We start from the raw sequence: 22,003 nt of genomic DNA, 5'->3' as shown, positions 1-22,003 counted from the left end.
CCGAACTGTCCCCTGTAGACAGTGGCCGGGCGGTCCGGCTGACGGGCGGCCCGCCACCCGGGGCCGCCGAGCTGGAAACCCGCGGGGTCGCCGCGTGGTTCGGCGACCGCCTGGTGCTCGAAGGCGTCTCGCTGAGCATGCCCGCGCGGGAGGTGACGGCGCTGATCGGGCCGTCCGGCTGCGGCAAGTCGACGTTCCTGCGGATCCTCAACCGGATGCACGAGCTCGTGCCGGCGGCGAGCCTGGCCGGCGAGGTCCTGCTCGACGGCACGGACATCTACGCCGACGGCACCCGCGCCCAGCACGTCCGGCTGCGGATCGGGATGGTCTTCCAGAAGCCGAACCCCTTCCCGGCGATGTCCATCCGGGACAACGTGCTCGCCGGGCTCAAGCTGGCCGGCGTCAAGTGCGACGACAAGGACGCGCTCGTCGAGCAGAGCCTGCAGCGCGCCGGGCTGTGGCGCGAGGTCCGCGACCGGCTGGGCGCGCCCGGCGGCGCGCTCTCGGGCGGGCAGCAGCAGCGGCTGTGCATCGCGCGGTCGCTGGCCGTGCAGCCGAACGTGCTGCTCATGGACGAGCCGTGCTCCGCGCTCGACCCGACCTCGACGCGCCGGATCGAGCAGACCATCGCCGAGATCGGGCACGAGGTCACCGTCGTGATCGTCACCCACAACATGCAGCAGGCGCAGCGGGTTTCGGACCACTGCGCGTTCTTCCTCGCCGCGGAGAACGAGCCGGGCCGGGTGATCGAGCACGGCTCGACGGCGAAGATCTTCGGCTCGCCCGAAGACGAGCGGACCCACGACTACGTCAACGGGCGGTTCGGATGACGCGCCGGCTCGCGGCGCTCGCGCTGACCGTGCTGGGCGTCCTGCTCTTCGCCGCGCCGGAAGCGTTCGCGCTGGACAAGATCACCGGCTCCGGCTCGACCTACGTCGGCCCGGCCATGGCCGACTGGCAGAACGGCGCCAACTCCCGCGGCATCCCGGTGAACTACGCGACCCGCGGCTCCCCCACCGGCGTCAACCAGTACGGCGACCGCACGGTCGACTTCGCCGGCACCGAAGCCGAGATCACGTCGCTGATCGCGGCGGGCGGCGGTGGCCAGTCGGCCGAGCAGCGCGGCTACCAGTACGTCCCGGACGTCGCCGGCGCGGTCGCGGTGATGTACAACGTGACGGACGCGGCCGGGAACAAGGTCGACTACCTGCACCTGACCCGCGAGGTGATCGGCCGGATCTTCACCCGCGACATCACGCGCTGGAGCGACCCGGCGATCAGCGCCACCAACGGCGGAAAGGCATTGCCGGACCAGCCGATCACGCTGCTCGGCCGCACCGGCCAGTCCGGGACCACGGCGTTGTTCTACGACTTCGTCGCGCACTCCGCGCCCGGGCCGTACCGGACTTTCGTGCAGCGCAACGAAGGCACCGGCATCGGTCCGCTGCCCGAGGGTGTCCGGCCGATCCAGCTGCCCTACAGCGGTCCCGACGCCGACTTCTACAAGCTCTTCGCCGACTCCGAGCAGATCGCGCAGGCGGTCGGCAAGGGCAGCGTCCCGTTTTCCATCGGCTACGACGAATTCAGCTACGCGCTGCGCTACCACGCGCCGACGGCGTGGGTGGAAAACCAGGCCCGCCAGTACACCCAGCCGTTCGCGGAGAACATCGCGGCCGCGCTGACGAAAGCGGACCTGCGGCCGGACCTGAGCCAGAAGCTCGACGGCGTCTACGCGAACCCGGACCCGAAGACGTACCCGATCTCGGCGTACTCCTACCTCATGATGCCGTGCACGACCGGGCGCGACACCTGCCGCGGCGGCTACGACGCCGCGGGCAAGACCGACACGATCACCGCGTTCCTGGAGCACATCGCCTGCGACGGCCAGGTGAACATGGCCCGCATCGGCTACTCGCCGCTGCCGCCGAACCTGTCGCAGGAGATGATGAACTCCAACGCCCGCCTGACCGGCAGGCCGGCCAAGCAGCTCAACGCCGGCAACTGCGCGAACCCGACGTTCCACGGCGGTCTCGGCGCGGGCGCGGCGAGCCCACCCGACCCGTTCGAGAAGCTGGGCGGTGTCGCGAAGCTGACGGGTAACGGGCCGTCGGGCGCGGCGGGCCCGACGACCGGGCCGTCCTCGTCGGCGGGCACCGCGACCGCGACGGCGTCCCCGGAGGACGACCTGGCGAACGGCGGTTCGAAGAACTGGCGCGACGCGGCCCCAGCGGCCTACGACCACGGCGGCGACGCGGGTTTCGGCGGCTGGGCCGTGCTGGTGCTGGCGGCGGCCATCGTCGCCCCACTGGTGGTCCGCGGGGTGCTGCGGCGGCTGCGGCGGTCGTAGCGGCGGTCTGGCCCGACGCGCGAAGAGCGCCAGGTCGAGCAGCAGGAACGCGCGTTCGACGAGCCCGCTGATCCCGTGCGGGCCGTCGACGAAGAAGGTCGCCACGAACACCGCGAGCAACCCCAAGTGCCGCGGCAACCGGCCCCGCCGACCCGTGGGCCGCTGAGAAACCAGCGGACAAAAACATACGCAGCTTATATAGTCGCCGTCATGGTCACCCAGGCGTCCCGGACCGCGCTCGACGTCGAGGCGTTCGATCTCGCCATGGAGCAGTTCACCGCGGCCTTCATCCGCCTGGCCTCCGTCGCGCAGCTGAGCTTCACCACCCTCGGCGTGCTGCACACCCTCGCCACCCGCGGGCCGATGCGGTTGTCCGAGCTGACCGGGAGCGAGCGGGTCACCCAGCCCGCGATGACCCAGCTCGTCACCCGGCTCGAGCGCGACGGCCTGGCCGTGCGGTCCCCGGACCCGAGTGACGGCCGGGCGGTGCTGGTCCAGGTGACCGAAGCCGGCGCCGCGGCCGTCGAGGCCCGGCGCCGGGAGCGCGTCGGTCGCCTGGCCGACCTGGCCGGCCGGCTCGACCCGCGCCACCGGCAGGCGCTCGCCGCGGCGCTGCCCGCGCTCCACGAAGCCGCCCGGCTCGCCTCCGAACCCACCCGGCAAGGAACCCCGTGATCACGCCCACCCCGATCCACGTGCCGGACGAGGTCCTCGACGACCTGCGTGCCCGGCTCGCCCTGACCCGGCCGCCGCTGGACGAGGGCAACGAAGACTGGTCCTACGGCGTCCCGGCCGGTTATCTCGGCGAGCTCGTCGCCTATTGGCAGGACGGCTTCGACTGGCGCAAGGCCGAAGCCGCCATCAACGCCTACGAGCACTACCGCGTGGACGTTGCCGGGGTGCCGGTGCACTTCCTGCGCAAGCCCGGCCGCGGCCCGCGCCCGATCCCGCTGCTGCTCACCCACGGCTGGCCGTGGACGTTCTGGCACTGGTCGAAGGTGATCGACCCGCTCGCCGACCCGGCGGCCTTCGGCGGCGACCCCGCCGACGCGTTCGACGTCCTCGTGCCGTCCCTGCCCGGCTTCGGGTTCCCGGACCCGCTCACCGGCTTCCCGGACGTCAACTTCTGGAAGGTCGCCGACCTCTGGCACACCTTGATGACCGAAACGCTGGGCTACGCGAAGTACGCCGCCGGCGGCTGCGACATCGGCGGGATCGTCACCAGCCAGCTCGGCCACAAGTACGCCGGCGAGCTGTACGGCATCCACATCGGCTCCGGGCTGCCACTCGACTTCTTCACCGGCCCCCGCGCCTGGGACTTCGCGCGGAACCGGCCGCTCACCGAAGACCAGCCCGCCGACGTCCGCGCCCGCCTCGTCGAGCTCGACCGCCGCTCGGCGGCGCACCTGGCCGTGCACGTGCTCGACGGCGCCACCCTCGCGCACGGCCTGAGCGACTCCCCCGCCGGCCTGCTCGCCTGGCTGCTGGAGCGCTGGAACGCCTGGAGCGACAACGGCGGCGACCTCGAGTCCGTGTTCACCCGGGACGACCTGCTCACCCACGCGACGATCTACTGGGTGACCAACTCCATCGCCACGTCGATGCGCTACTACGCCAACGCCAACCGCTACCCCTGGACGCCGGCCCACGACCGCACCCCGGTCGTGGAGGCGCCGGCCGGGCTCACCCTCGTCACCTACGAGAACCCGCCCGGCGTCCACACCGCCGAGGACCGCGTGCGGGCGTTCGAAACCGGCCCGCAGGCGGCCTGGTTCAACGCCGTGAACGTCACCGCGCACGAGCACGGCGGCCACTTCATCCCCTGGGAGAACCCGGGCGCCTGGGTCGACGACCTGCGCCGCACCTTCCGGGACCGCAGGCCGTGACGGCGACCGAAGCGGTCCTGCCGGACGTGCTCGACGAGGGGCTGCGGGTCGTGTTCGTCGGCATCAACCCCGGTCTCGCGTCTGCGGTGGCCGGGCACAGCTTCCACACCCCGGGCAACCGGTTCTGGCCCGCCCTGCACCGCTCGGGGTTCACGCCCCGGCAGCTGCGGGCCGAAGAGGAGCGGCTGCTGCTCGGCTGGGGCCTGGGCATCACCAGCATCGTCCGCCGCCCCACGGCCCGCGCCGCGCAGCTGTCGCGCGAGGAGCTCGTCGCCGGCGGGGAGGACCTCGCGGAGCGGGTGCGGGCGATCCGGCCGCGGTGGCTGGCGATGCTGGGCGTCACCGGCTACCGGACGGCGTTCGGGGCGCCCCGCGCCCGGCTCGGCCCGCAAGAGGCCACGATCGGCGGCGCCCGGGTGTGGATCGTGCCCAACCCCAGTGGCCTCAACGCGCACTTCCCGCCGCCGGCGCTGGCGGTCGAGTTCGCCCGGCTGCGGATCGGCATCGGCGCGCCCGACCGGTCCGGCGTCCTCGGCGACGGCCCGTTCCCCGAGCCCACGTGAAATTTCAGACCACGCGCACATAAACTGGGCAGAGATACCACGACCAGGGGAAGGCGGTGGACCGTGGCCGAAGGGCTCGTCGGCAGCGAACGACTGGCGGACCAGGCGTACCGCCGCATCCGCGACGCCATCGTCGCCGTCGAACTGCCGCCCGGTGCGCCGCTGGACGAGAAGGCGCTCAGCGCGTCCCTCGGGTTCGGCCTCACCCCGATCCGCGAGGCGCTGCGCCGGCTGACGCTGGAAAAGCTCGCCGTCAGCTACCCGCGCCGCGGCACCTTCGTCGCCGCCATCAACCTCTCCGACGAAGCCCGCCTCACCGAGGTCCGCCTGGAGCTGGAAGGGCTCGCGGCCGCCCTGGCCGCGGAACGCGCGACCGACGCCCAGCGCGCCGAGCTCGTCGAGCTGGCCGAAAAGCTCGTGCACGGCAGCCGCGAGCGGACCGACCACTCCGAGCTGGACGCGCGGGTGCACCGGGCGATCTACGCCGCCGCCCACAACGACTTCCTCGAGTCTTCGCTCAACCAGTACGTCAACCTCGCCCTGCGCATCTGGAACCTCAGCCTGCGCGACCGCCGGGCCGACCCCGCGCACCTGGCCAGCCAGCGCGCCGTCGTCGACGCCATCGTGCACCGCGACGCCCCGGCCGCCCGCAAAGCCGCCGAAGCGCACCTGCGCGACTTCTCCGAACAGGTACGCGCGGTCGTCCACCGCCTGTGAACGGCCGACACGACGAAGAACCCGCGCGATCGAGGCACCCGATGAGCTCCGCCAGGCCGACCCCGCGCACCCGGCCAACCAGGCCGCGGTCGTCGACGCCATCGTGCACCGCGACCCCCCGGCCGCCCGCAAAGCCGCCGAAGCACACCTGCGCGACTTCTCCGAACAGGTACGCGCGGTCGTCCACCGCCTGTGAACGGTCGGCTTCGAGCCGGCTCAGGCCGGTACCCGGCTGAGCGTGGCCACGAGGTCCGCGATGTGCGCGCCCGCGCCCGCGTCGAGCTCGGCGATCGGCGCGCGCGGCCGGCCGATCGGGAACCCCGCGGCCGCCAGCCCGGCCCGGACGGCGGGGATGAACGGCTGGGCCATGATCGCGTCGACGAGCGGGAAGACCCGCGCCCACGCCTCGCGTGCCGACGTCAGGTCACCGGCGCGGACGGCGTCGTGCACGGCGACGAGCTCGGCGGGCACCACGTTCGCCGTCCCGGCCATCACCCCAGCGGCCCCTTCGACGAGCGAGGTCAGCAGCAGGCTGTCCCAGCCGACGAACGTCGAGAGCACGTCGCCGTGCTCGTGGATCAGCCGCGCGGACTGGGCGAGGTCGACCGTGGTGTTCTTGATGTAGCGGATGTTCGGCACCTCGCGGGCCAGCGCGCCGACGGTGTCCGGGTCGAGGTCGACGCCGGTGGCGACCGGCAGGTTGTAGAGCATCACCGGGATGTCCACCGACCCGGCGACGGTCCGCAGGTAGGTCAGCGTCTCGTCGAGGGACAGCGGCTCGTAGTAGGGCGCCACCGTCATGACCACGTCGGCCCCGGCGGACTGGGCGTGGCGGGACAGCCGGATCGCTTCGGCGGTGCTGGTCGCGCCGGTCTGCGCGATCACCGGCACCCGCCCGGCGACCTGGTCGACGACCGTCTCCACGACCAGCCGACGCTCGTCGCCGCTCAGGGCGCTGAACTCGCCGGTGGAGCCGCAGGCGACGACGCCGTGCACGCCGCCGTCGATCGAGCGGTCCACCAAGGCGCGCAACCGGGCCTGGTCGACGGCACCGTCGTCGGTGAAGGGGGTGGCGAGCGCGGTGAGCACTCCGTGTAACTCGGTCATCGAGGGTCTCCTGCGGTGAGGCGGGCGGGGCTCTGCTGGCGTTCGGTGGCCAGGAGGCTGACGGCCTCCTGCGCGGCGGAAAAGCCGGTCTGGACGGCGGTTTCGGTGTACAACGTGCCGAGGTAGTCACCGGCGAGGAACACGCGGCTGTCGCGGCGGGTCAGCGCGGGCTGGAGCGCGCCGCGGCCCGGGAAGCAGTACGGCGCCCCGGTTTCCCAGCGCTGGACCTGCGCTTCGACGACCGAGCCGCCGAAGCCCGCGCCCAGCACCTGGTCGAGGTCGCCGGTGTAGGTCCGGAGGATCTCCTCGTCGCTCTTCTCCAGCAGCCCCCGGGCGAGGCTCGCCGGGGAGAACGTCATGATGCTGCTGCCCGGCAGGCGTTCCCGTTCGGTGGCGCGCACCGCGCTCGACTGGTTGAGCGCGATGTTGAACGACCGCTTGGGGGTGGCGATCGCGTAGGCGCGGTCCCACGGCCGGGGCGCCGTCTCGTCGGTGAGGAAGGCGGCGCTCACGTACGGGCCGTACCGCACCTGCCCGAGGGCGTCGCGGATGTCGGCCGGGAGGTCGACGGCGACCCGGTAGGCCGTCGTGGCCGGCGTCGCCAGCACGACGCAGCGAGCCTCGACCTCGTGGTCGGCGCCATCCTGGCGGTAGCGGACCACGACCGACCGTCGCTTGTGGACGATCTCGGTGACGGCCGCGCCGAGCCGGACCCGGCCGGGCAGCGCGGCGGCGAGGCTCTCGGTGAGGGTCGAGGGACCGCCGATGATCCCGCGGTTGAGGCCTTGGCCGATGTTCAGCACGAGGCTGAAGTAGCCGATCCCGGCGCCCGCGCCGAGCTCGCGCGGGTCCGCGGCCGAGCGGGTCACGGTCGGGCGGAACAACGCCTCGGCGTCTTCGGGCAGTTCGCCGACGAAGTCGCGGAAGCTGCGGTGGTTTTCGAAGTCGTAGATCCGCTGCTGCCGGGTGGCCGGCTCCTCCCCCGGCCGCTGCCGCACCAGCTTCGCGTACTCCGCGACGCGGGTGCCGACCTTGAGCCCGGCCTTCAGCAACGCGATCCGCGAGGCAAGCGGCATCGGGACGCGGAACGGGTAGGTCGCGACGTGCCCGTCGAGCAGCAGCTTCCCGTTCATCGACAATCCCGCGAGCTGCCCGGGGACCTTGGCCGCGGCCACGCCGGCCTCGGTCAGCAGCGCGTCGGTGGCGGTGCCGGGGCCGGCGAAGACGTGCCCACCCCAGTTGAGCCAGTAGCGGCCACGGCGTTCGGAGCGGATCCGGCCGCCGACCCGCGAGCCGGCTTCGAGGACGAGGGTGTCCCAGTGCCGCAGCCTCCAGCCGGCGGAGAGGCCGGCGAGACCGCCTCCGACGATGACGACGTCCTTCACGACGCGATCTTCCTTTCCAGCGGAACGGTTTCCAGCGCGGCGCATTCCGCGAGGGTTTTGCCGCGCGTTTCGGGGGCCCAGGCGAAGGAGACGGCCAGGCCGAGCAGGGTGATGACGCCGGCGATGATCATCGTGGTGCCGATGCCGAGCCCGGAGAGGACCAGCGGCACGAGGTAGGTGCCCGCCGCCGCGCCGATCCGGCTCAGCGAAGACGCGAGGCCGACGGCCGAACCGCGGATCTCGGTCGGGAAGAGCTCGTTGGGGTACACCCACTGCAGGATCTGGGTGCCGCCGATGAGCAGCGCGTACGCGGCGAAGAGCGTGATGATGACGCCGGTGCCGGCGTTCGGGAACAGGCCCAGTGCCAGCAGCGCGAGCCCGCTCCAGGCGAAGCTGTGCATGATCAGCGAGCGCCGGCCCATCCGGTCGATGAGCGCGACGGCGACCAGGCAGCCGACGAGGAACAGCACGGTGATGACGGCCGAGCCGATGTGCGACAGGTCGCCGCCGAGCCCGAAGGCGTCGAGGATGGCCGGGCCGAACGCGTAGACGGCGAACAGCGGCACGATCGAGCAGGTCCAGAAGATCGTGATGAAGGCCATCCGCTTCCCGTAGCCGGAGCGGATCAGTTCGCGGACACCGATGTTCGCGGTGCCTTCGTCGGCGAGGTCGGCGATGGTGGCGCCTTCGCCGTAGACCTTGGTGAGGACCTTCTGGGCTTCCTCGGTGCGGCCGACCTTGACCAGCCACCGCGGCGATTCGGGCGTGCCCAGCCGGAGCAGGATGATCACCAGCGCGGGCAGGGCGGAGCTGGCCAGCATCCAGCGCCAGCCGCCGTCGACCTCGAGGAGGAACTGGCCGACGACGTAGGCCGCGGCCGCGCCGACGAACCACATGGTCACGTACGCGCCGAGCAGCTTGCCGCGGTAGCGGCGCGGGGTGAACTCCGCCAGCAGCGACGTCGCGATCGGGTAGTCCGCGCCGACGGCGACGCCGATGAGCAGCCGCAGGATGATGAGCCACACCGCGTTCTGGACGAAGGCCTGCAGGACCGAGCAGCCCAGCAACGCGATCAGGTCGACGGTGAAGAGCAGGTGCCTGCCGAACCGGTCGGTCAGCCGGCCGCCGAGGAACGCGCCGAAGAAGATGCCGATCAGCGCGGCGGCGCCGACCAGGCCCTGCGCGGACGCGGACAGCCCGAACTCCGGCGTCACCTGCACCATCGCGACGCCGATGATGCTGAGGATGTAGCCGTCGAGGAACGGGCCTCCGGACGAGTAGATCGCCAGTCGTTTGTGAAAAGACGACAAGGAAGCGTCGTCGAGTGCGTGAGACATGCGTGGTCCGTTTCGACGCAGGCGGGCGGTGGGGGGCGGAATCTGACATCGCTCTGGTATATCAGTTCAATGAAGGTACGACGTGAGCCGCGTTACGTCAACCGCGTCCGGCGACCTGTGGTAGAACTAGAACCTGTTCCACTTCTGGCCGCCGGTGCGTGGAGGTGCGGGGATGAGCGTCCCGACGGTGACCGAGCTGCTGCTGGCCCGCGCCGGGGACGAACGTCCGGGCCTGCGGTTCGAGGACGAGACGCACACGTGGGCTTCGCACGTCAGGGCGTCGGCGTGCCGCGCGGCTGACCTGCGGGAGACGTTGGACTGGGCCAAGCCGCCGCACGTCGGCGTGCTGGCCGACAACGTGCCCGAGTTCTCCCTTCTCCTCGGCGCCTGCGCGTTCGCCGGGGCGGTGCTGGTCGGGCTCAACCCCACGCGGCGCGGGGCGGCCCTCGCGCGGGACATCCGGCTCGCCGACTGCCAGTTCGTGCTCGCCGAGCGCAAGTACCAGCCCCTGCTGGCGGGGCTGGACCTCGGCGGGATCGAGGTGCGGGAGCTGGACTCGTGGTCGACGGCGGCCGCGCCGATCGACCCCGTCCCCGCGTCGCCGGACGACCTGCTGATGCTGATCTTCACCTCCGGCACCAGCGGCGACCCGAAAGCCGTCCGCTGCACGCACGGCAAGATCGCGTTCCCCGGCGCGATGCTCGCCGAGCGCTTCCGGCTGTCCGCGTCGGACACGGTGTACGTGTCGATGCCGATGTTCCACTCGAACGCCATCATGGCGGGCTGGGCGGTCGGGCTCGCAGCCGGCGCGAGTATCGCCCTGCGCCGCCGGTTCTCCGCGTCCGGCTTCCTGCCCGACGTGCGGAAGTTCGGCGTCACGTACGCCAACTACGTGGGCAAGCCACTGTCCTATGTGGTCGCCACGCCGCCGCAGCCGGACGACGCGGACAACCCCCTGCGGCTCGTCTACGGCAACGAAGGGGCGAGCGCCGACCTGGCCGCGTTCGAGAAACGCTTCGGCTGCAAGGTGATCGACGCGTTCGGCTCGACCGAGGGCGGCGTGGGGTTCGCCCGCACCGACGACACCCCACCCGGCTCCCTCGGCCGGCCGACGGCGGACGTGGCGATCCGGCACCCGCACACCGGCCGGCCGTGCCCCCCGGCCGAGTTCGCCCCCGACGGCAGCCTGGCCAACGCCGGGGAAGCGGTCGGCGAGCTGGTCAACACCTCGGGCGCGGGCTGGTTCGCGGGCTACTACCGCGACCCGGAAGCGGACGCGGAACGCCTGCGCGACGGCCGGTTCCACACCGGGGACCTGGCGTACGCCGACGCGGCGGGATTCTGCTACTTCGCCGGCCGCCTGGGCGACTGGCTCCGCGTGGACGGCGAAAACCTCGGCACGGCACCGATCGAGCGCATCCTGCTCCGCCACCCGGCAATCACGGACACGGCGGTGTACGCGGTCCCGGACCGGGTGACGGGAGACCAGGTGATGGCGGCGATCGTCACCGATGGCTCACCGCTGGATCCGGCGGAGTTCGGCCGGTTCCTCGCCGCCCAGCCGGATCTGGGCCCCAAGCAGGTGCCCAGGTACGTGCGAACGGTCGGCGAGCTACCACGGACGTCGACGTTCAAGGTCCTCAAGCGACGGCTGTCGGCGGAGGGCGTGAGCGGGCCTGGTGTGGTTTGGGAGCGGGTGGGGCCGGACATCGCGTATGCGGCCGCCGCGGACACGCCGGTCTGACGGCCGGCTCCGTCAGAAGGCTCGCTCGGCGACGCGCAAGCGGCTCTCGCCGTGGCAGCAGTACGCCAGCCCCAACGGGTTGCCGTGTTCCTCGAGAAGCTTGACCCTCGCCCACCGCAACGCCCCGCCCACCGTGCGCCGCTGCCCGAGTGCCTCGTAGAAGAACCTCGCCAGCACCATCGCCGGCGCCGAGTTGACCGTCACGAGCGGGCTCACGACCGTGCGGTAGTAGGCGTTCAGCAACATCTCGGGAATGGACGTGTAGTCACTGAAGCTGCTGCCCGCCGTGCGGCAGGCGTTGAGGAACGCCAACGGGCCGTCCGGCAGCCCGGGCCGGTTCTCGTCCCACACGTTTTCCTCGGCGCTGACGAGATCCGAGCCGGACACCCGCACGAGTTCGTACTTCCACGGGAAGGTCTTCACCCCGAAGACCATCGTGTGCAGGACCGGAGGGTCACCGTCGGGTGCTTCGCAATGGGCCGCGACGTGGACGATCTCTTCTCGATCGGCCCGGTCGCGGATGAGGAGCCGGGCGATGTGCTCCTGGGGTGACGCCTGGCCGAGCGCACCGCGGTCGGGCTGCGGGTCCCGCACCGCGAGGTAGCCGAACCCGGCCAGTTCGGCGAGCTCGGCGCGGACCTTGCCGACCTTTTCGTTCCAGTAGGGAGCGAGCACGACGGTGTCCCGCTCCCCGCCGGCCCGCAACGCCAGGTTGGTGGGGCCGGGACGGGTGCTCTGCCCGAACCGGTGGAGCACGAACCGCAGCCCCAGGAACCGCGACACGCATTGGTCGGCGAGCCCGAACGGCGCGGCCGCGACGATCTGGTGCTCGTCGCCGACGACCGGCATGAGCTCGAACGGCAGGTCGACCGGCGAGACGACGGTCAGCACCGGAGCGACGCCGCCGGGTGTCCGCCGTTCCACGGTGGAGAAGAAGTCGTGGAAGCGTTTCATGGCTTGCCCGCGACGCTCTCCCACCAGCGCCGTCAGCAGTGTCCTGCCCAGGCCGCGGATGTCACCGAGGATCTTGGCGCCCTTCTGCGGCGACGGGTTCAAGACCAGGTCGCCGCCGTCGGTGTAGCTCTCCAACGCGGCGCGGGCGGTCCCGTACGTCTTCCCCAGCTCTTCGTAGCCTTCGCGGACGATGCGTTGTGGTGCGACGCCCGGCAAGGACGATTCGAGGTGGATCGCGTACTCGCTCGAGCCGAGGCGCTCGATCCGCAGCGACGCGACCGGCAACTCCGTTTCCCCAGCGGTCATCGGAAGTCGAGCCCGATGGGGACCGCCTGGAGGATCTGCGTGCCCTGGCCGATCTGGACGACCACCACCAGGCGCTCGCGGTCCCCGCGGTCTTCGTCGACGTCGATGAGCTCGACGACCAGGGTCGAATCCGGCGAGATCCCGCGGCTGGGCACCGAGGCCGTCAGCTGTGACGGAAGGGCGTGCACGCGGTCGGCGGCCACGGAGAGCAGGAACGGCACGGAATCCTTCCGGACTCCCCCGCGCACCTCGACGGGGCGCACCTCACTCCGCGGCGGGACATCGGGAATCTCCCGCAGGTCCGTGAAGAACCGGACGGTGATCTCCCACTGGATCGGGCTGATCCGGCGCGACGCGACCAGCGCGAACCCGTCGTAGTCGACGATCGTGAGGTCCGAGACGCGCTGCTCCAGCAACGCGTCGATGCGCTGCAGCATCGGCACGGACGGCGAGACCTCGCCCCCGAGGATGCCGGACCGGTTCGTGCCCGACCGCAGCAGCCCCCGCTCGGCGATGCGGCCGAACAGGGTCAGCGCGGAAGTCCCGGCCAGCAGGGACACGAGGTACTGGCCGGCGGGGTTGATCCCGCCGGCCTGGACGACGGTCGAAAGCACCAGGAGGTAGGCGCCACTGCCGGCCACCGCGCCGAGCACGGGGGAAACCAGGGTTTCCAGCCGCCACTGCGAGTCCTGCCGCGTCGTGAAGCTGGCCGAGGCCAGCAGGTACGCGATGCTGCGCAACGCGGCGCCGAGCGCGCCGGCCAGGGCGAACAGGCCGAGGTCGGCGGAGTTCGGGGTGCCCGCCCGGGCGTTGGTCAACGCCGACCCCCACAGCAGAGCCGATGCCACGACGCACCCCGCGGCCACCAGGACGGGCAGCAGCCGGAACGTGGTCCGCAGCGTGCGGCTCAGGGTGGTCCGCTCCGGTGACCTCATGCGGTGGCCCAGACACCGATGCCCACGATGGCCAGCACCAGGCCGACGGCGCTCAGGATCGAGCCGAACGCGGCCAGGCGCTGGCCGCCGGTGTGGTCGGGCCCGGTCAGCATCCCGAACCACTCGGAGAGCACTCCGACGAGCCACTTCAGCAGCCCGGCGTCGATGCCCCGCTTGGCGCGCCGGTGCCATTGCCAACCGGCGGCGTTCAGAATGGCGCCGGCGGCGAACAGGCCGAGCCCGACCCAGAAGAGTTCCACGGTTCCTCCAGTCCGGCACGTGCCCGTTCGATCACTCTGTGGTCGCCCGGCGCGCCGCGGCCGTTACACCGCGGACCGGCGTCAGAAGCCGGGGAACACGCGGCGCAGCTCGTCGAGCGTCACATTGCCCGCCACGTCGATCCCCTTGTCGTACGGTGCCTTCAACCGCCCGCTGACCAGCCGCACGAACGCCGCCGCCGAGCCGCTGAACGTCGCCGACGGGGACTCGAGGTCCGGCACCAGGCTGACCGAGTCGGACACCACCAGACCGCCGCCCGGGATCGCGATCGACGCCGGGCTCGGCAGCTCCGCCGGCTTCGCCAGGAACCCCAGCAGGAACCCGACCGGTCCGGTCAGCAGCTCCACCAGCACCGCCGCCGAGTTCGCGGCCACCTCGGCGTCCGGGTCGAACGCCACCCGGACGTCCCACGAGTGGTTCGCCACCTCGCTCAGGCGCATGCCCAGCGCCGTCTCCAAGGACACCGGCTCCGGCAGGAAACCCAGGTCGACGGTCAGCGACGTGCGCTGCTCCGCCGTCAGCGCCTCGACCGTGTCGAGCCAGCGGCTGTTGTACTCCAGGAACCCTTCGGCCTGCGCGCGCGGCTCGGACGCGTCCCAGCGGGCCCAGATCGTCTGGTTCTCTTCGGCCTCGACGCGCTCGCCGGCGGCCCGGGCGATGGGTGCCCGGCCGATCTCGGCGCCGCTGCCCAGGTGGGACAGGGTCTGGGCGACCGTCCATTCCGCGGCGCCGCCGATCGCGGCCAGCTGGTCGTCGGTGAGGGTGCGGACGAGGCCGGCGAGGTCGTCGTGCTCGGCTCGGAGTGCGGTGATCGTGCGGTCCACGAGTTGGCTCATGCCAGGGTCAACTCGCGGCGGGACCCGGGTGTTCCACCGCGGTGGACGTCCAGGGCCGCGCGTCGCCCAGCAGGCCGATCATGCCCGCCACCAGCCGCATCTGCTCCACCGTGCGGATGTCCGCCTCGACCAGCTTGGCCGAGCACACCAGCACCGCCAGGACCTGCGCCCGCGAGAGGGCGACGTTGAGCCGGTTGCGGGACAACAGGAAGTCGAGGCCGCGGGGCAGGTCGACCGCCGACGACGACGTCATCGTCGTGATCACGACCGGAGCCTCCTGGCCCTGGAAGCGGTCGACCGTGCCCACCCGCACGCCCGGGAAACCGGCGTCCTGCAACGCCCGCGTCACCGTCCGCGCCTGCAGGTTGTACGGCGCCACCACGACGATGTCGGTGTCGGCCAGCGGCCGGTCGGCGCCGTGGTCGGTCCACACGCGACCGATCAGGGCCGTGACGATGTCCACGACCGCCGCGGCTTCCTCCACCGAGCGGGTCGTGTTGCCGTGGTGGTCGACCTCGGCCAGGTACAGCCCGGCGGGGACGCCCGCGAGGGCGCGCTCGGCGGCCGACGGGTGGGCCCGCAGGCGGCCTGCGTAGGACAGCTTCGACACCGGTTCGCACACCGCGGGGTGCATGCGCCGCGTCTCGTCGAGGAAGTAGCCGAGGGCCGCCGGCATGATGTCGGCTTCGCCGATGAGGTGGCCCAGCGCCGACGCCTCCGCGCCCGCCGGGTGCGTCCCCTGCACCACCTGCGGCAGCTGCTGCGGGTCGCCCAGCAGCAGCAGGTTCTTCGCGCACATCGACACCGCCAGCGCGTCGGCCAGGGCGAACTGGCCGGCCTCGTCGATGATCAGCAGGTCGAACGGCTCTTCCCGGATCGCGGCGTTGGCGAACGTCCACGCCGTGCCGCCGACCAGGTGCCCGGTGTCGTGCTCGGCCCGCCACTTCACCAGCGCCGGGTTGCTCTTCGGCTGCTCCCACGGCGCGGCCGGGTCCGGGGCCCGCTTCGCGCGCTTGGCGCACGGCAGCTCCGGAGCGCTCTTCTTCGCCGCGCTCAGCACGTTCTCGACGGCCTTGTGGCTGGTCGAGGTGACGGCGACGGTGTGCCCGGCCCGCACGAGCCGGGCGATCAGCTTGCCCGCCAGGAACGTCTTGCCCGCGCCCGGTGGCCCCTGCACCGCCAGCGTCGAGCCGTCGAGGGCCTCGACCGCCTCGATCACGGTGGCGACCAGATCGGGGCCCGGCTCGGGCAAAGCGCCGCCCCGCAGCCGCGGCGGGGTCCGCCGGAGCAGGTCGACGCCGGGGTGGCGGGGCAGCAGCGGGAGCGCGTCGACGACCAGCTGCGCGAGGTCGGCGACCGCCTCGTCCTTGGGCGAGGGCCGCACCGGGCTGCCCGGCAGCACCGCGGACGGCCGGTCGGCAGTGGTCGCGTCGGGCGGGCAGCTCTCCTCCAGCGTCAGCTCCACCGCCGACGCGGCCGCGACCTTGGCGTCGCGGGTGATCCCGGCGTAGCGCAGCCGGACTTCGTCGCCCGGCGCGAACGGGTGCGGCCGGTCCGGGTCGCACGCCATGACCACGGTCCGCTTCGCGAGCCGGACGCGCCCGGCCGGCGGGACCCACTCCCCCGCGTCCAGCGACACCGGCACGGTGCACGAGGTGTCGACCTCGAGGTCGCCGAGCGGCGCGGCCAGCTGGCGGAAGTACTCCCACCACGCGGGGTTGGTCTCGCGCCGGTGGTAGCCGACCGCGGCCGCCAGCAACGCCCGCGCCCGCTCGTCGGCGGTGAACTCGGCCGGATCGTCCGGCAGGCCGTCGAGCAGCGGGTCGACCAGGGCGGCCAGCCGCGCGGCGCGCTCGGCCCGGCGTTGGGCGGCGACGTCCTCCTCGGCCTCCCGCAGCAGCGCGTCCTCGGGCGATTCCTCCTCCGGGACAGCGAGATCGATGCCGGCGTCGGCGCGGACCTGGTGGAGGAACTCGAACAACCGCAACGCCGAGACGCAGTCCTCTTCGCTGTCCCCGGCGATGCCGCGCAGGACCTCCTCCGCCCGGCCCGGCTCGGCCGACCGCGCGAGCAGCAGGTACTCCTCGTACGCCTCGACGTCCGACAGCGCGGTCTTCCCGTCACCCTCGCGGGTGCCGGGCCGGTAGAGCGGCTCGAGGTGCCGGATCGAGTACGACCGCTGCGAGACCCGCAGCGCCTTGCGGACGACCGTGTGCAGGTCCACCAGGGCGCCGCCGCGCAGCAGCTGGTCGACGGTCTCCTCGCGGGTCCCGTGCACGGCCGCGAGCCGCTTGACCGCGGTCACCTCGTACGGCCCGTAGTGGTAGACGTGCGAGCCGGGGTGCTCGGCGACCCGCGCGGCGGCGAAGTCGACGAACTCCTCGAAGGCACGCTTCTCCTGGGCGCGGCTGTGCGCCCAGAACGGTGTGAAGCGCTGGTCGCTGCCGGGGGTGAGGGCTCCGAAGAGGAACTCCAGCCCTTCGCCCGCCAGCGCGTGCGGGTCACCCGCGAGATCGGTGAAGACGTCTCCGGGCGTGGGTGCCGGCAGGGCGGCCAGGGCGTCGGCGTCGACGACCTCGTAGCTGACCTCGCCGGTGGTGTCCTGGCGCACCTGGAGCGCGGCCTGCGCGCGCAGGGTGGTGAAGGAGGTGAGCGACAGGTCCCGCGGCCGGTCGCCCGGCGTCGCCGCCGCGAGCGCGTCGATGGAGCCCAGCCCGGCGGCGGTGAGCTTGCGGCGCTGGTCACCACGCATCCCGGCGACGAGCAGGAGGTCGCGGTCGGCTTCGCGCGCCGACGCGCAGTGGCGGGCGTACCCGCAGCCGGCGCAGGCCGGGCGTTCGTCGGCCCACAACGGAGTCGGCAGCATCGGCTGACGGCCGCGCAGCCGGCCTGCCAGCCGGTCCACCAGGGGCCGGAAGTCCTCGGCCCTTAGGCTTCGGGTGCCGCCGTCGCCCAGGCGCAGGTGGACGTGCGGGCCGGTCGGCCAGCCGGCCCGGCGCAGCGCGTCGGCGAACGCGACCAGCCGGACCACCGCCGCGGGCTTCGCCTGCCGGGCGGGTTCGGCGTCGTAGACCTCGTAGCGGCCTTCGGCGTCCTGGATCAGGAAGTCCGCCGTCCCCGAGAAGTCCTCGTCGTGCAGCACGGCCTGGGAAATCACCGCCGCACCCGACCACAGCGCGGCCGCGGTGGTCTCGGCGGCGGCGACGCGGTCGGCGGTGTCGATCTCGAAGACGTCGTGGCCTTCCCCGTGCAGCCGGGCGAGCATCGCCCGCGCGGCCGCCCGCCCACGCCGGTCGGCGGCCGGGTCGGGCACGGGCCGCGGCGCCCCGGGCAGGCCCGCGGCCGACGCCTGGTTCAGGACACTGCGGTGTTCGCATTCGAGCAGGTCGGCGAGATCGGCTGGGGTGTGCATCGCCGGGCAGTCTGACACGCGGCGTACCCCCGGCCGGAGCAGACCGGCCGGACACGCCGGTGCGTCGCAGCGCCGGCGGCCGGCCCCAACCCGGGGCCGGCACTGGCCAAGACCGGACATTGGCCTGGGTTGCGCTCGCGTCACCTCCCACCCGGACGGCAGGGTGGGACCCGCGAGAGGAGCGGGAATGGGTGACGGTTTCAAGGTCGACCTGAGTGGGCTGGCGAGCGCGGCGGGCGCGTTGGGCACCGCTGCCGAGGACGCCCGCAAGCGCGCGGGCTATCTGCACGTCGGCCGCGCGGGGATCGAGTTCACCGACGGCTGCACGCTGGACGACCTGCTGCGGGGCGCCACCTCGGACCTGCCGCTGCGCAAGCTCGAGACCTGCATCGCGGAGCTCGCCGACATCGTCGAGAAGCGGCAGAAGCACCTCACCGACCAGCTCGAGTACGCCCAGCACGCGTTATTGAACATCAAGACGCTGTACGCGCGCGCCGACGGCCAGGAAGGCTGACCATGGCGAAGTTCGAGGACCTCCAGCAGCAGCTGATGACCGAGTTCCTGCGCCTGTGCGACGTCATCGACCGGTGCGCGCGGATCCTGCTGCAGCAATCGCCGGAACCGGTGCTGCCCGGCATCGGCGGCCCCGCGGAGCAGCAGACCGAGGAGTACGTCAAGAAAGTCTCCATCGACGCGGCGAAGAAGAAGGACGCCGTGTGGGACGTCTACACGCTGATGGGGCAGCTGCACGGGCACGTGAGCCCGATCGACGACAGTCACCTGAACGGCGTCGACGCCGCCCTGGGGAAGCTGGAGCAGGCGGCCTACGGCGCGGACGGCGTGCTGGACCGGATGGACGACGCGAAGGATCGCCTCGGCGACTGGGAGGGCAAAGCGGCGGTCGCGGTCCTGGACAAGCTCAGCGAGCTGAAGACGTTCGCGCGGAACCAGAACGCCGCCGTCAAGCTGCTGCAGGAGGTGCTCACCCAGTACAACCTGCTGGTGCGCACCGGTGAGGACAACGCGGAGCAGTTCTCCGCCGCCCTCACCGACGCGCTGACCGACGCGGCGGCGCTCGCGGAAACCACGAAGCGCGAGTTCAAGGTGAAGATGTTCGACGGCGCGCTCGCCGCGTACGAGGCGAAGAAGGATCCGATCGCGCTGTTCCAGGTGGTCCGGCAGGTCGTCGGCGACATCCAGGAGCGCAACGAGGTGCTGGCGGCCACCCAGCCCGACAAGATCATCGCGGAGTCGACCCCGAAGGTCGCGGAGCTGCGCGAGAACCTGGCCGCGGCCGGCGACCGGCTGGCGAAGTCCCTCGAAGGCGTGGTCACCGACATCACGACGGAGAACGGCCGGACGTTCTTCTCCGGCGCCAAGGCGACCATCGACATCCGCGACCCGCACTTCACGTCCGCCGAGTTCCGCCTCCGCGAAGCCGACGGCTGGGGGAAGTTCGCCGAGAAGGTCGACAAGCTGCCGAAGACCCTGCCCGAGGACGAGGAGCCCGGTCCGCTGACCCGGCGCCTGGAGGGCACGCCCGCCTGAGCGGGCCCGCGGTTTCGCAAGCGGCGCCGCCGGGAGAAGATCGGGCGATGACGCTGACCGACGACGAAGCGCAGATGGTGGCCCTGGTGGCCAGGTTCGTCGACGACCGGGTCCGCCCGCGCGTCCGCGAGTTCGAAGCCGACGACGTGTACCCGGCCGAGCTCATCGACGAGATGAAGGAGCTGGGGTTCTTCGGCCTCCTGGCCCCGGCCGAGCACGGCGGCGTGGACGTGAGCACGGCGTGTTTCGCCCGGGTCACCGAGGAGCTGGCGCGGGGCTGGATGAGCCTGGCCGGCGCGATCGGCGGGCACTCCGTGATCACGTACCTGCTCAAGACGTTCGGCACGCCCGAGCAGCGAGCGAAGTACCTGCCCGCCATGGCCGAGGGCACGATCCGCGCGACCATGGCGCTCACCGAACCCGGTGGCGGCAGCGATCTGCAGGCCATGCGCACCCACGCCGACCCCGCCGGCGAGGGCTACTCGATCACCGGGTCCAAGACGTGGATCTCCAACGCCGCCCACTCCGGGCTGATCGGCTTGCTCTGCATCACCGACCGCGACGCGTCCCCGGCGCACCGCGGGATGAGCGTCCTGCTCGTCGAGCCCGGCGACGGCCTCACCATCTCCCCGAAGCTGCCCAAGCTCGGCTACCGCGGGGTCGAGGCGTGCGAGCTGGTCTTCGACGCCATGGCCGTGCCCGGCGACGCCGTCCTCGGCGGGACGCCGGACCAGGGCTGGGCGCAGATGATGCGTGGCCTGGAAGTCGGCCGGATCCAGGTCGCCTCGCGGGCGCTGGGCGTCGGACAGGCCGCGCTGAACGACGCCGTGCGCTACGCCCAGGAACGGGAGTCCTTCGGCAAGCCGATCTGGAAGCACCAGTCCGTCGGGAACCTCCTGGCCGACATGGCCACCAAGATGCGTGCCGCCCGGCTGCTCACCCTCGACGCCGCCGAGAAGCTCGACGCCGGTGAACGCGCGGACATGGAGGCCGGGATGGCGAAGCTGTTCGCCTCCGAAACCGCCATGCAGGTCGCCCTCGACGCGATCCGCGTGCACGGCGGCTACGGCTACTCCAAGGAGTACGACGTCGAACGCTACTTCCGGGACGCGCCGCTGATGATCGTCGGCGAAGGCACCAACGAAATCCAGCGCAACGTGATCGCCGCGCAGCTCATCGCCCGGAACCCGCTCCGCCGTCCGGGGTGAGCAGGGCCGCGGTCGCCAGCTCGGCCAGGGCGGCGTCGATGCCCGGCAGCGGGCTCAGCGTCCGCTCGCGCGCGATTTCGTTCACCGCCATGAGCACGGCCTGGACCACGAACTGGGCGCGTGGTTCGTCCAGGTCGCGGCGGGTGGCGACGCAGAGCCGGATCCACTCGCCGACGTAGTCCCGCTGCGCCTGGATCAGCGGTTCGGCCTGGTCGCCGAGGCTGCGCAGCTCGGTCACGAGGGCGTCGACGAACCCGCTGTGGCGGACGGCGAAAGCCGAGTAGACCGCGACCAGCCGGCGCAGCGCCGCGGCTTCGTCGCCGGCTTCGCGGAGGGCGTCGTCGAGGGTGACCTGCAGGTAGCCGTTGCCGCGGTTCAGCGCCTCCAGCAGGATCTCGGCCTTCGTGCCGAAGTGGTTGTAGATGCTGGACGCGGACAGCCCGACCGCGGCCGCGATGTCGGTCATGCCGGTGCCGGAGTAGGTCTGCTCGGTGAAGATGCGCAACGCCGTCTGCAGGATCTGCTCGCGCTTCGTGCCGCGGGCCAGGCCGGGCGGGACCGGCGCGGTCGACGGCGCCGGGACGGTGGTTTCGGCGTCGAGCACCGCGAAGGCGGTCTCGGCCAGCACCGAACGGACCTTCGCCGGCGGCAGGACGCCGTGGTGGAACGCCGGGCTGAGCAGGATCGCGAAGGCCATCCGGCCGGCGAGCTGCGCCGGCGCGCCCTCGACGGCCTCGACGAAGGTGGTCCGCAGCCCGGCCAGCTTCGCGGCCCGGGCCGCGAAGGCGTCGGGCGGCAGGTTGCGTGCTTCCCGCTCCCACAGCACGGCGGCGGTGCGGTGGTCGAGGGCGAACCGGGCGACGGCGTCGACGGTCCGGCGCCGGACGTCGGAGCCGGCGGTGACCCCGTCGAGCGCGTCGGCGAGCCGGTCGAGCGCGTGGTCGACGGCGGCGCCGAGCAGCTCGTCCTTGCCGGCGAAGTGCCGGTAGAGCGCCGACGGCCCGAACCCGACCCGCTCGGCGATGTCGCCGACGGAGACGAACTCGAACCCCCGATCGGCGAACAAGGCCGCGGCGGCCTCGACGATCAGTTCCCGCCGGTTCGCCGGGCGGCGGCTCCGGACCGCGGTCGCCTCCGCCATGCCGGCGTCCCCCTTCAGCCGAGGTCGCGTGAACCGCCAGCGTAGTTGCGCGTGGCCGGTGAGCCGACCGCGGGGTGCGCGCCTGACTCGGCTCATCGGCGCTGCCGGGCACGGCCGCCGCCACCGGGCACGGCCGCGATCGCGAGGAGCGCCCGCCGCCACAGGACACAGCTGCCACCGCAGGGCACGGCCGCCGCCGGACACGACCTTGATCGCGGCGCGGGGCCGCGGCCGCCGCCCCGCGCTCGCCGCCGGCACGGCGCGGCACGGCACGGCACGGCACGGCACGGCACGGCAC

The 22,003-nt window shown here is 72.5% G+C and carries 19 protein-coding genes; 10 read left to right on the top strand and 9 right to left on the bottom strand.

Annotation, left to right across the window (positions count from 1 at the left end):
• Positions 1-5: 5 nt before the first annotated feature.
• The 6 genes from M8542_RS31530 (at position 6) to M8542_RS31505 (ending at position 5,513) form a co-directional block, all read left to right on the top strand.
• On the top strand, positions 6-830 hold the full coding sequence (locus M8542_RS31530; protein ID WP_372508666.1) for a phosphate ABC transporter ATP-binding protein: 825 nt from the start codon (positions 6-8) through the stop codon (positions 828-830).
• The gene (locus M8542_RS31525; RefSeq protein WP_257923930.1) at positions 827-2,347 is read left to right on the top strand and encodes a PstS family phosphate ABC transporter substrate-binding protein; all 1,521 of its coding nucleotides are present in this window, start codon (positions 827-829) and stop codon (positions 2,345-2,347) included. The genes M8542_RS31530 and M8542_RS31525 overlap by 4 nt, the downstream gene beginning before the upstream one ends.
• Positions 2,348-2,557: 210 nt before the next feature.
• The gene (locus M8542_RS31520; RefSeq protein WP_257923929.1) at positions 2,558-3,022 is read left to right on the top strand and encodes a MarR family transcriptional regulator; all 465 of its coding nucleotides are present in this window, start codon (positions 2,558-2,560) and stop codon (positions 3,020-3,022) included.
• Positions 3,019-4,233 carry an epoxide hydrolase family protein gene (locus M8542_RS31515; RefSeq protein ID WP_308210306.1) on the top strand — a complete coding sequence of 405 codons (1,215 nt, stop codon included), beginning with the start codon at positions 3,019-3,021 and terminating at the stop codon, positions 4,231-4,233. Before M8542_RS31520 ends, M8542_RS31515 begins: the two co-directional genes overlap by 4 nt.
• Positions 4,230-4,796, top strand: a complete 567-nt coding sequence (gene mug, locus M8542_RS31510; protein ID WP_257923928.1) for a G/U mismatch-specific DNA glycosylase — start codon at positions 4,230-4,232, stop codon at positions 4,794-4,796. The genes M8542_RS31515 and mug overlap by 4 nt, the downstream gene beginning before the upstream one ends.
• 63 nt (positions 4,797-4,859) lie before the next feature.
• On the top strand, positions 4,860-5,513 hold the full coding sequence (locus M8542_RS31505) for a GntR family transcriptional regulator (RefSeq protein ID WP_257923927.1): 654 nt from the start codon (positions 4,860-4,862) through the stop codon (positions 5,511-5,513).
• Positions 5,514-5,729: 216 nt separating this feature from the next.
• Here the strand turns inward: M8542_RS31505 and dapA are convergent, their stop codons facing one another.
• Genes dapA through M8542_RS31490 form a run of 3 tightly spaced genes read right to left on the bottom strand, consistent with a single transcriptional unit; the run spans position 5,730 to position 9,342 of the window.
• A complete protein-coding gene (gene dapA / locus M8542_RS31500; protein ID WP_257923926.1) occupies positions 5,730-6,620 on the bottom strand; it encodes a 4-hydroxy-tetrahydrodipicolinate synthase in 891 nt (296 codons plus the stop codon).
• Positions 6,617-8,005: a protoporphyrinogen/coproporphyrinogen oxidase gene (locus M8542_RS31495; RefSeq protein ID WP_257923925.1), complete on the bottom strand. Its 1,389-nt coding sequence runs from the start codon at positions 8,003-8,005 to the stop codon at positions 6,617-6,619. The genes dapA and M8542_RS31495 overlap by 4 nt, the downstream gene beginning before the upstream one ends.
• Positions 8,002-9,342 carry an MFS transporter gene (locus tag M8542_RS31490; protein WP_257923924.1) on the bottom strand — a complete coding sequence of 447 codons (1,341 nt, stop codon included), beginning with the start codon at positions 9,340-9,342 and terminating at the stop codon, positions 8,002-8,004. The genes M8542_RS31495 and M8542_RS31490 overlap by 4 nt, the downstream gene beginning before the upstream one ends.
• Positions 9,343-9,514: 172 nt before the next feature.
• Between M8542_RS31490 and M8542_RS31485 the strand changes: the two genes are divergently transcribed.
• Positions 9,515-11,086 (top strand): long-chain-fatty-acid--CoA ligase, encoded by a 1,572-nt coding sequence (locus M8542_RS31485; protein ID WP_257923923.1) that lies wholly within the window; start codon positions 9,515-9,517, stop codon positions 11,084-11,086.
• A gap of 12 nt (positions 11,087-11,098) precedes the next feature.
• Here the strand turns inward: M8542_RS31485 and M8542_RS31480 are convergent, their stop codons facing one another.
• The 5 genes from M8542_RS31480 to M8542_RS31460 all read right to left on the bottom strand — a co-directional run bounded on the left by M8542_RS31480 (position 11,099) and on the right by M8542_RS31460 (position 17,808).
• Positions 11,099-12,346 (bottom strand): CHAT domain-containing protein, encoded by a 1,248-nt coding sequence (locus M8542_RS31480; protein WP_257923922.1) that lies wholly within the window; start codon positions 12,344-12,346, stop codon positions 11,099-11,101.
• Positions 12,343-13,281 carry a hypothetical protein gene (locus M8542_RS31475; RefSeq protein ID WP_257923921.1) on the bottom strand — a complete coding sequence of 313 codons (939 nt, stop codon included), beginning with the start codon at positions 13,279-13,281 and terminating at the stop codon, positions 12,343-12,345. Before M8542_RS31475 ends, M8542_RS31480 begins: the two co-directional genes overlap by 4 nt.
• Entirely contained in the window at positions 13,278-13,541 is a 264-nt protein-coding gene (locus tag M8542_RS31470; RefSeq protein ID WP_257923920.1) for a hypothetical protein, read from the bottom strand. The genes M8542_RS31475 and M8542_RS31470 overlap by 4 nt, the downstream gene beginning before the upstream one ends.
• A gap of 81 nt (positions 13,542-13,622) precedes the next feature.
• Entirely contained in the window at positions 13,623-14,396 is a 774-nt protein-coding gene (locus M8542_RS31465) for a maleylpyruvate isomerase family mycothiol-dependent enzyme (RefSeq protein ID WP_257923919.1), read from the bottom strand.
• A 7-nt stretch (positions 14,397-14,403) separates the two neighbouring features.
• Positions 14,404-17,808 carry a TM0106 family RecB-like putative nuclease gene (locus M8542_RS31460; protein ID WP_257923918.1) on the bottom strand — a complete coding sequence of 1,135 codons (3,405 nt, stop codon included), beginning with the start codon at positions 17,806-17,808 and terminating at the stop codon, positions 14,404-14,406.
• A gap of 187 nt (positions 17,809-17,995) precedes the next feature.
• Here M8542_RS31460 and M8542_RS31455 point away from each other — a divergent pair, with 187 nt between their 5' ends.
• From M8542_RS31455 to M8542_RS31445, 3 genes are read left to right on the top strand one after another with little or no spacing between them, the layout of a single operon-like run.
• Positions 17,996-18,322 carry a hypothetical protein gene (locus tag M8542_RS31455; protein ID WP_257923917.1) on the top strand — a complete coding sequence of 109 codons (327 nt, stop codon included), beginning with the start codon at positions 17,996-17,998 and terminating at the stop codon, positions 18,320-18,322.
• A 2-nt stretch (positions 18,323-18,324) separates the two neighbouring features.
• On the top strand, positions 18,325-19,356 hold the full coding sequence (locus M8542_RS31450) for a hypothetical protein (protein ID WP_257923916.1): 1,032 nt from the start codon (positions 18,325-18,327) through the stop codon (positions 19,354-19,356).
• A gap of 47 nt (positions 19,357-19,403) precedes the next feature.
• On the top strand, positions 19,404-20,564 hold the full coding sequence (locus tag M8542_RS31445; protein WP_257923915.1) for an acyl-CoA dehydrogenase family protein: 1,161 nt from the start codon (positions 19,404-19,406) through the stop codon (positions 20,562-20,564).
• Here M8542_RS31445 and M8542_RS31440 read toward each other — a convergent pair.
• The gene (locus M8542_RS31440; protein WP_257923914.1) at positions 20,530-21,705 is read right to left on the bottom strand and encodes a TetR/AcrR family transcriptional regulator; all 1,176 of its coding nucleotides are present in this window, start codon (positions 21,703-21,705) and stop codon (positions 20,530-20,532) included. The genes M8542_RS31445 and M8542_RS31440 overlap by 35 nt on opposite strands.
• Between the last annotated feature and the right edge of the window lie 298 nt (positions 21,706-22,003).

Origin of the sequence: Amycolatopsis iheyensis (assembly GCF_024703995.1) — a bacterium.
Classification (GTDB): Bacteria; Actinomycetota; Actinomycetes; order Mycobacteriales; family Pseudonocardiaceae; genus Amycolatopsis; species Amycolatopsis iheyensis.
Note: the sequence above shows the minus strand (reverse complement) of the source record. Positions and strands in the feature narration are given on the sequence as shown.

What these genes read in the sequence shown, in the direction of transcription:
- M8542_RS31525 (WP_257923930.1), top strand. Translation starts at nt 827, where the DNA reads ATGACGCGCCGGCTCGCGGCGCTCGCGCTGACCGTGCTGGGCGTCCTG.
- M8542_RS31520 (WP_257923929.1), top strand. Translation starts at nt 2,558, where the DNA reads ATGGTCACCCAGGCGTCCCGGACCGCGCTCGACGTCGAGGCGTTCGAT.
- dapA (WP_257923926.1), bottom strand. Translation starts at nt 6,620, where the DNA reads ATGACCGAGTTACACGGAGTGCTCACCGCGCTCGCCACCCCCTTCACC.
- M8542_RS31490 (WP_257923924.1), bottom strand. Translation starts at nt 9,342, where the DNA reads ATGTCTCACGCACTCGACGACGCTTCCTTGTCGTCTTTTCACAAACGA.
- M8542_RS31485 (WP_257923923.1), top strand. Translation starts at nt 9,515, where the DNA reads ATGAGCGTCCCGACGGTGACCGAGCTGCTGCTGGCCCGCGCCGGGGAC.
- M8542_RS31480 (WP_257923922.1), bottom strand. Translation starts at nt 12,346, where the DNA reads ATGACCGCTGGGGAAACGGAGTTGCCGGTCGCGTCGCTGCGGATCGAG.
- M8542_RS31475 (WP_257923921.1), bottom strand. Translation starts at nt 13,281, where the DNA reads ATGAGGTCACCGGAGCGGACCACCCTGAGCCGCACGCTGCGGACCACG.
- M8542_RS31465 (WP_257923919.1), bottom strand. Translation starts at nt 14,396, where the DNA reads ATGAGCCAACTCGTGGACCGCACGATCACCGCACTCCGAGCCGAGCAC.
- M8542_RS31460 (WP_257923918.1), bottom strand. Translation starts at nt 17,808, where the DNA reads ATGCACACCCCAGCCGATCTCGCCGACCTGCTCGAATGCGAACACCGC.
- M8542_RS31455 (WP_257923917.1), top strand. Translation starts at nt 17,996, where the DNA reads ATGGGTGACGGTTTCAAGGTCGACCTGAGTGGGCTGGCGAGCGCGGCG.
- M8542_RS31450 (WP_257923916.1), top strand. Translation starts at nt 18,325, where the DNA reads ATGGCGAAGTTCGAGGACCTCCAGCAGCAGCTGATGACCGAGTTCCTG.
- M8542_RS31445 (WP_257923915.1), top strand. Translation starts at nt 19,404, where the DNA reads ATGACGCTGACCGACGACGAAGCGCAGATGGTGGCCCTGGTGGCCAGG.
- M8542_RS31440 (WP_257923914.1), bottom strand. Translation starts at nt 21,705, where the DNA reads ATGGCGGAGGCGACCGCGGTCCGGAGCCGCCGCCCGGCGAACCGGCGG.